General features: G+C 40.1%; 11 protein-coding genes. 1 reads left to right on the forward strand and 10 read right to left on the reverse strand.

Annotated elements, in window-relative coordinates; all coding sequences use genetic code 11:
* Positions 1–175: 175 nt before the first annotated feature.
* Positions 176–2341, reverse strand: coding sequence for an HAD family hydrolase (locus DC498_RS00885; protein WP_116872236.1), 2166 nt, complete (start codon positions 2339–2341; stop codon positions 176–178).
* Positions 2342–2432: 91 nt separating this feature from the next.
* Here DC498_RS00885 and DC498_RS00890 point away from each other — a divergent pair, with 91 nt between their 5' ends.
* Complete coding sequence (locus tag DC498_RS00890) at positions 2433–3908, forward strand: family 43 glycosylhydrolase (protein WP_116872237.1); 1476 nt, start codon at positions 2433–2435, stop codon at positions 3906–3908.
* Positions 3909–4002: 94 nt separating this feature from the next.
* Here the strand turns inward: DC498_RS00890 and DC498_RS00895 are convergent, their stop codons facing one another.
* From DC498_RS00895 to DC498_RS00935, 9 genes are all read right to left on the reverse strand, one after another.
* A complete protein-coding gene (locus DC498_RS00895) occupies positions 4003–4473 on the reverse strand; it encodes an OsmC family protein (protein ID WP_116872238.1) in 471 nt (156 codons plus the stop codon).
* A gap of 203 nt (positions 4474–4676) precedes the next feature.
* Positions 4677–4931 (reverse strand): ATP synthase F1 subunit epsilon, encoded by a 255-nt coding sequence (atpC, locus tag DC498_RS00900; RefSeq protein ID WP_116872239.1) that lies wholly within the window; start codon positions 4929–4931, stop codon positions 4677–4679.
* A gap of 15 nt (positions 4932–4946) precedes the next feature.
* Positions 4947–6446, reverse strand: coding sequence for a F0F1 ATP synthase subunit beta (gene atpD, locus DC498_RS00905; RefSeq protein WP_116872240.1), 1500 nt, complete (start codon positions 6444–6446; stop codon positions 4947–4949).
* 659 nt (positions 6447–7105) lie between these two features.
* Entirely contained in the window at positions 7106–7540 is a 435-nt protein-coding gene (locus tag DC498_RS00910; protein ID WP_133176723.1) for a DUF5991 domain-containing protein, read from the reverse strand.
* 14 nt (positions 7541–7554) lie between these two features.
* Complete coding sequence (locus DC498_RS00915) at positions 7555–8265, reverse strand: MIP/aquaporin family protein (protein ID WP_116872559.1); 711 nt, start codon at positions 8263–8265, stop codon at positions 7555–7557.
* Positions 8266–8394: 129 nt separating this feature from the next.
* On the reverse strand, positions 8395–9492 hold the full coding sequence (locus DC498_RS00920) for an acyltransferase family protein (protein WP_116872560.1): 1098 nt from the start codon (positions 9490–9492) through the stop codon (positions 8395–8397).
* A 166-nt stretch (positions 9493–9658) separates the two neighbouring features.
* Positions 9659–10102 carry a tail fiber domain-containing protein gene (locus DC498_RS00925; RefSeq protein WP_116872242.1) on the reverse strand — a complete coding sequence of 148 codons (444 nt, stop codon included), beginning with the start codon at positions 10100–10102 and terminating at the stop codon, positions 9659–9661.
* A gap of 85 nt (positions 10103–10187) precedes the next feature.
* Positions 10188–10511: a hypothetical protein gene (locus tag DC498_RS00930; RefSeq protein ID WP_133176724.1), complete on the reverse strand. Its 324-nt coding sequence runs from the start codon at positions 10509–10511 to the stop codon at positions 10188–10190.
* Positions 10512–10712: 201 nt separating this feature from the next.
* Complete coding sequence (locus DC498_RS00935) at positions 10713–12032, reverse strand: sugar MFS transporter (protein WP_116872244.1); 1320 nt, start codon at positions 12030–12032, stop codon at positions 10713–10715.
* Between the last annotated feature and the right edge of the window lie 33 nt (positions 12033–12065).

Below are 12065 nucleotides of genomic sequence, written 5' to 3' on the forward strand. Positions count from 1 at the left end.
TATTTTTCCTGAATCAGGTTTGGTACTCGAAATAACGATGCCTTCAACCGAACCCGCCGGCACAAAGATTTGAGCTGAAGGTATCCTGGAGCAGGTAAAGCAATCTCCCGCAGCTTCCGGAAATTGAGATTGCCTTACATTTTTCCAAAAGAAAATCCCTCCCCGCGCCACCTGTTTACGATGCTGCATTATAAAAATGAATACCTTCCATAACACCTTTTGATAAACGATGCTTTGTAAAATAAATAAATTTACTTTCTTTCAACTCTTCCATTTCAGGGCTGTAATTAGCCACAACAATGCCTTTTATTTTACCCGTAAGCATATCCTTGTCATTGCCGCTGTTACCTGCTGTAATAAATTGATCCAGCGGCACTTTCCATTTGTAGCTAAGATATCTGATAGCATTTCCTTTTCCTGAACGGAACGGAAGCAGGTCCAGGAATTTATTTTCCGTGAGCAGTATTTTTGCCCTTAGTTTTTTGTCATCAAGAAATTTATAGAGATCAGCTAAATTATCATCGTTAAATGAAGACGATACATAATAACTCAGCTTAAATCGCCGCTGCGCTGCTTCTTCCTGCAGTTGAATACCGGGAAAATATTTTAATGCTTCCAGCAATTCCTTTCTCTTCCATTTAAAATCAATATGACTTTCCCACCCATGATCAGGAATGAATTTATCAGTATAATAAATCTCTGAACCTGCAGAGCATATTATAATATCCGGATAAGGCAGATCATATTTTTTAAATGCTTCTTCTGTTAACTCACGGTTACGCCCACTCGCAATACCAAACACGACTTCGTCTTTCTGCGCAACTATCCATTGCTTCAATTCTTTCAGGCCTTCTGTTTCATTACCTTCAACCAATGTGCCGTCAAGATCGGAAATGATAAACTGCTTTGCTTTTACCAGCTTCTTTCCAAAAGGAAGTTTTGGCACTACTTCTTTTACATCAACCTCGAATAAATGTTTAACCACTTCAATATACCTGTTACAGTGCGCCTCCCATGAATATAGCTGGTTAACCGCACTTATACCATTCTCTGAATATTTTTCCCAAAGCGCCTGATCTGAAACAATCTTTTTTAAAGCCCCGGAAATAGCTGCCGGGTCTTCTACATCTACAAGTATACCATTATTTCCTTTCTCCAGTATTTCTTTAGGCCCGCCTGTTGGCGAAGCTACTACCGGTAAACCACAGGCAGCAGCTTCCACTATGGTTAACCCGAAATTTTCTCCGGGCGTGGCATTTACAAACACACCTTTTCTTCTTGCAGCCAGCCTGTATATCTCGGGCACATCAAGTGTAGGGTCGTTCTTTTTGGGAATAGCCATTTTGCCATACAGGTCAAACTTATCCAGCAGCAGCAAAAGATTGGTAAGAATATCTTTCTCATCATCCGGCATTTGCGAAATATCCTTTCGTACTCCTGCAAATATGGCCAGGTTTGCCATTGCCTGCAATTCTTTATCCTGTCCGTAGCTTTGAATAATGTTCTCAAAATTCTTGCGCTTGTCTGCACGGCCAATAGATAGTATCAACGGCTTTGCGGGATTAAACAAAAAACGTTCTATATCTGAATTCACCCTGTACACAGCATGTTCCTGCTCAAATGACATTTTATATGCCGGCAGATCATACCGGTAAAATGGAAAAAACAAATCCGTATTTACTCCCGGAGGTATTACTTCAAAATGCGCCTTGCTTTTATTATCGTATAAGCTGTAATGATTTTCAATTTCATGACTTGTACTGACAATTACCGCACCTGCATTTTTTAATGTATTTTCTTCAGTTTGAATGCGGCGCTGCATATTGAACTTATCGTTTATCTTCTCTTCACTCATTCCGTTGCTCAGCAATATATTTTTTTTATTACGCCCAAGCGAATGACCTGTAGCAACAAACGGAATACCGAATACCTGGCTGATCTGCCCTGCTATATAACTACCATCAGCATAATGACCATGTACCACATCCGGAAAATCATCCTGCTTTTCAATAAAGCGTATTGTTTTATCAACAAACTCATCCAAATGATCCCACAAAGATTCTTTTTGTATATAAGCATTGCCTCCGCAACTCATCCGTACTATCCTTGCTTTATCATTTACTATTTCAATTTCTTTATCATAAGAAGAGGAGACCCTTTTATCAGCTATGCGGCGTGTAAATAAATCTACTTTTCTTACCTGCGGATGTTTAGAAAGATTTTCTAAAAGTTCCAGTACATATTTCACCTGCCCTCCCGTATCCCTGTCCCTGCCTGTCTCAGGATTTTGATACCGGATAAGTCCATGCGGACTGAACAACTGAATATAAAATTCACCCATAACAAATCTTTAAAAAGCAAACTGCAAATTTAAACAATTACGCACAAGTGGTGTTTTCGTAACTTTATTCAACAACAAGGCAGTATAAAATATGTATACAGGATCAGGATTCAGCGACTGGGAAATTGGCGACATCACCATTATTCTTCATGAAGGTGTATATCATTTATTTCACCTCATTATACCTAATCATGACTATATAGCACATGCGGTGTCTGCAGATTGCTTGTCGTGGAAGAGAGTAAAGAATGCATTATTTGTGGGAGATCCCGGTGAATGGGATGATGATATGCTATGGACAATGCACGTAAGTAAAGTTAACGACAGGTTTTATATGTATTATACAGGACTGCAACGCAGGGATCGTGGCGTGGTTTCAAGGATAGGATTAGCAGTATCTGATGATTTAATGAGCTGGGAGAAAGCAAGCAGAAAGGGATACCCGATTGAGCCCAAAGGAATATATTATGAAACCGCCATAAGCAACCCGCGTACCTGGGCAAGCTTCAGAGATCCTTTCCGGTTTGAGCATAACGGTGAAGCATACCTGCTTTTAGCAGCAAGGAATATAAAAGGACCTGTATCAAGAAGAGGTTGTATCGGGTTGGTTAATATCACCAATGGCGAACCACAGCTTTTACCACCATTGATGAGCCCCCTGGTATATGATGACATTGAATGTCCCTGTGTATTTACATTAAATGGCAAATACTATATACTTGGATCAATAAGAGAAGATATAAAAATACGGTATTGGTTTGCCCCCGATTTTTTGGGTGAGTATCACTCCTTTCATGCTGACGTGATATTACCACAGGGTAATTATGCTGCACGTATAGAACAAGACGGAGAGCACCTGCTTATTTATAACTTTTTTTATGTAGGCAAAATTGATGCACTGCGTGTTTTGCCACCGCCCAAGCAATTAGATACAGATGCAAGAGGAAGACTATTGCTGAAAAGCTATTACAGGTGGGATATGATGGCAGTAAAGATAATACTGCAAAAAAATATTATCGATGTTTTTTCTTTATTCAATAACCCAACTGCATCTTTTGAAATACAGGATGATAAATGGATCTGCAGTTCGCGCAGCGGGTATGAAATATTCTGTTTTAAAAAACCCGCACAAAATTATATATGGGAAGGCTTACTCACTGTTGAAGGCATGGGCAAGCTGGGACTGGTAACCGAAATGGACAAGGATGGCTATGGTTATTTTATTTCCTTTGATGTAATGAATGGATTTGTGCAGATAAGAAGCTGGGGATTTAATCCTCAGAACGTAAAACAAAACTTTATTTTCTCCGATATACAATCCGGATTTTTTACACCTCCTAAAGAAAAGGAACCCATTCATTTCCGCTTGATATCTTATGGAAATTATATTGAGCTTTCTATTAATGGCGTAGTAAAGCTTACGCTGATGGATTATACTTATTCAGGTGATTATATTGGTTTGTATTCAGCATCATCTGTTATTTCTTTACAAAACACTTTGCTAAAAACATTACCTGCTTTGCAGGAAGAATATGCCAGCCAGGAAGAAGCGAAGAAGCTGGAGTAGGGGTGTGGGCTATCAGTTGTCAGCTATCAGCATTCAGCAGGTTACAAGTTTCAGGTTTCACGTCTCACGTTCACCATTGCCCATTCATTATTGCCTATTCACCCATATATTTCGCCTCATGCCTTACCGGGAAATTGCAGGATGATGCAATAAAACATTTTTTGTTTGCCTCATGTTGCAGTGCATCCAATTTTTCTTTATCTATTTTTCCTTCAATAGTTACAACGGGATATAATACTACCTCAGTAAAATGCCCGCCGCCATCGGCTGTTTCTATCATTGTTCCTTTTGCTTCATCTTTATAATCAACTACAACAATACCTGCTTCCGTACATAAATGCAAAAACCAAAGCATGTGGCAGGATGATAAAGACGCTACCAGCAACTCCTCGGGATTATACCTCGATTTATCACCTCTGAATGCAGGATCTGATGAACCGGCTATATCATTTTTACCATCTGCAGAAATAATGTGATTCCTGCTGTAAGAGGAGTAGGTTTTCGTGCCCTGCCCGGCGTTGCCCGTCCATGTTAAGAAGATTTTATAATGATGCGATTTCGACATGGCAAAAGTTGGTATTGAATAAAAATTGCAGTAGAAAGATATGAAATATATGAACAATGCTATCTGGTGCTACCGCCTGTTAAAAGGCTGTGTTGTGCAGTGGTTCCGAACCTTTAAAAGATTCGGAACCCATGTAAAATAAAATAAAAAATCCCCGGCAACCTTTAAGCGTCGGGGATTAAATATCTGTTTTATACTTTCAATTATGATTCTGTAGCGCCTTCTACCAGCACAGCAACTTTATTGTTGAGCACTTCTGCAAAACCACCATTGATATTGTATACTACATTGGCACCTGATTTATCTTTCAGCACTTTTACTTTTCCCGCACCCAATGCGCTAACCAATGGAGCATGCTTATCCAACACTTCAAAAGAACCTTCTATACCAGGTAACTGAACCCCGTATACATGGCCGCTGAACAGTTTTTTTTCCGGCGTTAATATTTCTAATTCCATTGCGCTTTATATTAATTATCCTTTAGCCGCAGCCAATAATTTTTTACCTTTTTCAATCGCGTCTTCAATAGTACCCACCAGGTTAAACGCTGCTTCAGGATAATCATCTACATCACCATCCATGATCATATTAAAACCGCGGATAGTATCTTCAATACTTACAAACACACCTTTTAAACCTGTAAACTGCTCTGCCACGTGGAAAGGCTGGGAAAGGAAACGCTGCACTTTACGTGCACGGAATACGGTCATTTTATCTTCCTCGCTTAATTCATCCATACCCAGGATGGCGATGATATCCTGCAATTCCTTATAACGTTGTAAAATCAATTTAACCCTGTTGGCAGTATTATAATGCGCATCACCTACAACCATCGGACTAAGGATTCTTGAAGTAGAATCCAAAGGATCCACTGCAGGGTAAATACCAAGGTCAGCGATCTTACGGCTTAATACCGTAGTGGCATCAAGGTGGGCAAATGTTGTTGCGGGAGCCGGATCGGTAAGGTCATCCGCAGGTACATATACCGCCTGTACGGAGGTGATAGAACCGTTCTTTGTTGAAGTAATCCTTTCCTGCATTAATCCCATTTCTGTAGCCAGTGTAGGTTGATAACCCACCGCAGACGGCATACGACCCAGCAACGCTGATACCTCAGAGCCTGCCTGTGTAAAACGGAAGATATTATCTACGAAAAAGAGGATATCGCGTCCCTGTCCTTTTCCATCGCCGTCGCGATAGTATTCCGCAACGGTTAACCCGCTTAATGCCACACGTGCACGTGCACCCGGCGGCTCATTCATCTGCCCGAATACGAATGTTGCTTTTGAATCTTTCAGCTCATTCATATTCACTTTGCTTAAATCCCAGCCACCTTCTTCCATGCTATGTTTAAAATCATCACCGTATTTCATAATGCCGGCTTCGATCATTTCACGGAGCAGGTCATTTCCTTCGCGGGTACGCTCACCCACACCTGCAAACACTGATAAACCACCGTAACCTTTCGCGATATTGTTGATCAATTCCTGGATCAATACTGTTTTACCCACACCGGCACCACCAAACAAACCGATCTTACCACCTTTTGCATAAGGCTCAATCAGGTCAATTACTTTAATACCTGTGAAAAGGACTTCAGAAGCCACGCTCAGGTTTTCGAAAGCCGGTGGTTTTGCATGTATCGGGCGACCATTGGTTTTATCAACCTGCGGCAAACCGTCGATAGCATCGCCGGTTACATTAAACAAACGACCTTTAATATCCTCACCGATTGGCATAGTGATAGCTTTACCGGTATCTGTTACTTCCATTCCGCGAACCAGGCCGTCTGTACCATCCATTGCAATAGTACGTACACTATCTTCTCCGAGATGCTGCTGTACTTCCAGTACCAGCTTTTCTCCGGATTCACGCTTCAGTTCAAGGGCATTAAAAATTTCGGGCAGCTCTCCGTCAAATTGCACGTCTATTACCGCTCCGATGATCTGTTTGATTTTACCTTTTTTAGGCATATATTAAAATATTTTAAGGTATATGGGCAAATGTGCGGCAAAGGTAAGGTTCGGGTGATAATTGTCCAATTTGAATCGGGAATATTTTAGAATTAAAAGCGCTGATGTGGATATTATTATAACAAAAAGCCGTGCGGTTAACACGGCTCAATAATTTGAAATCTGTCAGAGGCTAACGAATGATCTGTAATCTTTGGTTTTTCTAAAGGGTACTGACGGATTTCCGGTTCTTGGGGGTTTAGTGTTTCACAGATTAAGGTTGATTCGGTTTTTTAAGGTTTCTGGACTTGTTTTCTAAGGATCTGGATTGAATTTGGATTTTTCAGGATCAGATTGGTTTTCAAAAGATCGGATTTGGGTTTTTCAGGGATTGGGTTTCAAAGGATCTGGATGCTTTCTCTAAGGGTTGGGTTTTTCTAAAGGGACGCTGTTTTCAAAGGATCGGATTGCGTTGTTATTATTAACAATACAAAGATGCTGCACAATTTACCGTTGCTGAACTTAATTCGGCAAAGGGTCGATTTGCTTCGATTTTGGGGAGAATTTGTTCGATAAGGAGGAAGGGTTAGGGCATAAAAATAGAACACGGATAAAACAGAGATGACGGATATTCACGGAATGTACCCGTGTGGATCAGTATCATCCGTATATTCCGTGTGCTATTCTTTAAAAAAACATTCACATTCTGCAGAATTGTCTGATAGCTCTGGCGGGATTGATTTCCAAATTGTTTTAATATCCTTTTCCTGTTTTGTCAGAACAAATAAAGTATCTCCCTCCTTCATCCCCTCATCAAATCCTTCAATCAAATCTTTGAGTATAATTGCAATTTCAGTTGAATCACCTTTAATATCAACATCCCATTTTATCAGGGTTTGCTGTCCATTTATTTCCAGAAGACCGGTATAAGTATCGTTGTCTTTTTTAATTGCAAGTTGCCATTTCATTACCATAGAATATCCGGCATTTGCCTTAACCGGTTCTTCTTCATACTGGTAGTTTCCCATCCAATCATCAAGATGCTCAATACGAGGGGCATTACTACAATTATCAAACATCAAAATAATAATGAGTCCCGAGAATATCCTTTTCAAAAATGTATGCTGATTTATTTTATAACAAACTTAAACACCAATCCTGCTAAAATACCGCCTATAACCGGACCCACAACCGGCACCCAGGCATATCCCCAGTTGCTGTCTCTTTTATTTTTTATAGGTAAGATGGCATGCATGATACGCGGGCCCAGGTCTCTTGCAGGGTTGATAGCGTAACCTGTAGGTCCGCCTAAACTTACTCCTATACCTAATACCAGTAAGGCAATTGGTAATGCATCTAATGCGCCCAGCTTCATTTCCGGCTTTGCCATTAATAATGCACCAAGCACAAGAACGAATGTGCCAACTATTTCGGTTATTACATTGTAAAGAGGATTTGGTATTGCGGGCGCCGTACAAAAAACGGCCAGCTTTGCATTGCCGTCTTCTGTAGCGTCAAAATGTTTTTTATATGCCAGCCATGCCACAAAAGCGCCGGTCATCGCGCCGATCATCTGCGCTAAAATATACGAAGGCACTTTATCCCAGTCAAAACTCCCTTCCACGGCCAGCCCAATGGTTACTGCTGGGTTAAGATGAGCGCCGCTGGCAGCTGCTGATGCATATACGCCGGTGAATACACCTATAGCCCAGCCGAAAGCAATTACAATTAAACCGCTGTTGTTGCCATAGGTTTTTGATAATACTACATTGGCTACCACGCCGGCGCCGAGGGTAATTAATATAGCTGTTCCTATAAGTTCTGCTAAAAAAGGAGACATATGCAAGCTTATTATTGGATAAATAATGATGGAAAATAAAGAAGAATTTCCGCATTTCAATAATAAATAGTCAACGTGCAATCAATATCATTTTCTAAAAGAAGCGGTATTGATTGCACGTTACTTCTCTTACACTTTAATAAATATCTTCTTCCTGTACAGTATATATACCGGTATAAAATTGAAAGCCACAAAGACCAAAGCGTATACAAGGCTTGCCAGTTCCGGTTTAAATCCGGCATTGATCATACCATTTACCGCTATTTCATTTAGCGGAGCTCCTCCAAACTTCAACCTGTAAAAAATAAGCGCCCAAACGTCTGCCAGGAAATAAGCGGCAATAGCATTAGCGCCAAATACCAAACCGAATAAAATTCCTTTTGTTCTGCCTTTTATATCAATCAAAAAATACAATGCGCCGAGTAGCAAAGCGCCAAACCCTGAGGTAACCAGCACAAAAGAGCTTGTCCAGAGATTTTCATTTACCGGAAAAGCTAATCCCCAAAAAAAGCCGGCAATGCATGATATTACTCCTGCCGTCATAAGGTAGTTTACTTTTTCCGCCGCGGGTTTACTGCTGATCATCAAATGCCCCGCCAGCATACCGGTTAATGTGCTGGCGCAGGATGGTATTATACTGAGTATGCTCTCCGGGTCCCAGGTACCCTGCCACATTTTGCCGGGCAAAAACTTTGAATCAAACCAGGCTACGATATTTTTTCCCGGCTCCAGCATTACTTCTCCATAACCGGGTGTTGGTACCTGTGTAAGCAGCAGCCAATACCCCACCAGCAAAATTGCGGTTATCCATGCCTGTTGTTTCCAGGTAGTATTAATAAAAATAAACCCGCATATTAAAAACACAAAGGCAATACGATGAAGTGTACCTGTCCACCGGGCGTCTGCAATATTAAAATCAGGCATCAGGTTCAGGAACATACCTACAGCATATATCTTCAGTGCCCTCACAAAAATCTTTTTATAGATACCACCCTTGTCCGCCTTTTCCCTTAAGCGCTTTGTATAGGCAATGGTTATAGACATACCTATTACAAATAAAAAGACAGGAGCTATATTATCCGTAAAAGAAAGCCCGTTCCATTTGGTATGCCGGAGCGTAAAGTATACATACTCCTCGCTGCCGGGATAATTCACCATTATCATGGCGGCCATGGTAAAACCGCGAAGCACATCAAGTGAAATAAGCCGGCCGGGTTGACTTTGCATAAATCTGTGTTTATACTTTAGAGAAGCCGGTTTATTAAGTATACCTACAATACGATTAAAAACACTAAAAATCCGGGGATGAATCGCGCTGTCCTTCAGGACAGTTACAAAAAAAGGCTGCTCCATCATTACCTGGAACAGCCCCTCTCTCTACAACACATAAAACCTATTGAACCAAAGCAGTTTGCTTTTTTAACTGCAATATTTCCATTTTAAGCTTTTCAATTTCTGCCTGTTGCTCCTTAATTGAGGCTACCAGTACAGGAATCAGGCTCGCTTCATCTATTGTTTTAATAGTTGAATTACGGTATACGTTTTTACCAAACATATAGTTTACTGATTTCTCTTTTACGAGGTCAGGAAATACAGATTGAAGATCTTCTGCAATAAATCCATATTGAGAACCCGCTTGCAATTTCAGGTGCTTAAAATCGCTCACATTATATTCATATTTCTTTGGCTCCAGTTGCATAAGTCGCTGCAAAGGATTATCTATTGGCTCAATATTCTTTTTGATTTTAGTATCAGGAAGATCCTGTGCAAACAAAACAGCAGAAACCAAAACAAATGAGCAGAAGAGAACAGCTTTTTTTATGTTGATAGTATTCATAATCGAAATAATTTTTTATTGATAATTAGATAACAGGTACCAGCCCATGGAGGTCTGGTAAAAAAAGAAAAATGTAAAAATTCGATTATGCCTGTTCGGGAGGCGGTGTGAATACTGCGAGCTCTGTAAGATGTGTAATATCAGCAGACATATAATGCCCGTGAGATACTCTTGGAACAGGAATGATTACAGGTAAAGCTATATCGGCAAATTCTTCGGGAACAAATTCTTTCTCACCGGATTTCTGCTCACTCTCTTGTTCTGAATTTTCAGATTCAGCGGGGCCAGATTGAGCAATAACGTCTATGCATTTATGCTGGTAAACAGCGGCAACCACAGAAAACAAACCTTTAGATACCATTATAAAAACAAACATGGCAGCAATGATATGTTTAACTGTTCTCGTCATTAATGCAAAAATATGTGAATTGTGAAATTGAATTGATAACCAAACAACATTTTTTCATAATTATTAACGCTTTGAAAAACATTTTCTTATACACAGATTTTTCAATTCCTACTACAAAATCTTCACTCAAAAAAATTATAATTTTATATAGCACTTAAGCAACATTTTATCGGTCTGCTCCAAATATTTCCCGGTTTTTTATTACAAACTCCATCGTTTTAAGCGGTATCCCCTAAAAGAATAAAACATTAAATAAAGATAACATGGGACGAGTACCCAATAGGCGGAACGAAGATTAAACACATCGGCAAAATAACCGTATACCAAAGGCAAAAGCGCATTACCACAAAGTCCCATGATCATTACAGAAGCACCAAGTTTTGTGAACCGGCCTAATCCATCAAGCGCCAGGGGCCATATTCCTGCCCACACCATTGAATTTGCTAAGCCTAATAAAACCAAAAACCAAATGGATACATCAGCCTGGTGACCTAATACCTGTATACTACCTTTTGCATAGATAGTGAGGAGTGAAAAACATAAACCTAATATCACACATATGCGCAATACCGTTAGCTGGCTTAATATTTTAGGAATAAGGGCTATGCCCGTTAAATAACCACAAATAGTAGCCGCAAGCGTATATGAAGGAAATGTTTTTGCCTCAAGCAGCGATATGCCAAAAGAGCCTGCATAATTTATAATGGTATCAATAGCGATTACCTGTGTGCCTACATGCAGAAAAATGGCTATAGCGCCTAATATCAGGTGAGGGAACTGAAAAATATTTTTCCTGGCTGATTCACCATGTACCGCTTTATCATCTTCATCTGTATTTATTTCAGGCAAAGGAGAATAACGAACAAAAAGCCCCAGCCCGGTTAAGACAATGCCTACAATAAAATAAGGCCAAATCACCCTGCGGATCAGTTCATCAAGCGCCGCGTTCTTTTCTATCTCATTCATTAATGGCAGGCTCTTGAATAATTCCGTATCTGTAGGGCGTAATATAATTGCCGCAAATATTAATGGCGCTAATATACCTGCGCCTTTATTACATATACCCATTATGCCTATACGCCTTGCGGCGCTTTCTTTAGGTCCCAGGATGGTTACAAATGGGTTGGCAGCGGTTTGTAATATGGCAAGCCCGGTTCCAAGAGAAAATAATCCTAATAAAAACACTTCATACATTCGTACATATGCTGCCGGTATAAATATAAAGGCGCCGATGGCCATCGTAAAAAAGCCGAACATTATTCCCTTTTTAAATCCAACCGCTTTAAGCAGATAAGACGCGGGCACGGAAACAATAAAATAAGAAATATAAAACGCGAATGCTACCAGGTAAGATTGAAAATTAGTGAGCTCACAGGCTATCTTAAAATAGGGGATCAAAATGGCATTTACCCAACTCACAAAACCGAAAATAAAAAACAGCATACCGATTATAAACAGCGAAATGGAAGTATCCCTGCCGGTGAGTGATGATACGGTTACAGCAGCAGCTTTTTTATTCATACTAATAATGCAGTTTGATTTTGTATATAGTAT

The sequence above is a fragment of the Terrimonas sp. genome (assembly GCF_003075435.1).
Taxonomy (GTDB): Bacteria; Bacteroidota; Bacteroidia; order Chitinophagales; family Chitinophagaceae; genus Agriterribacter.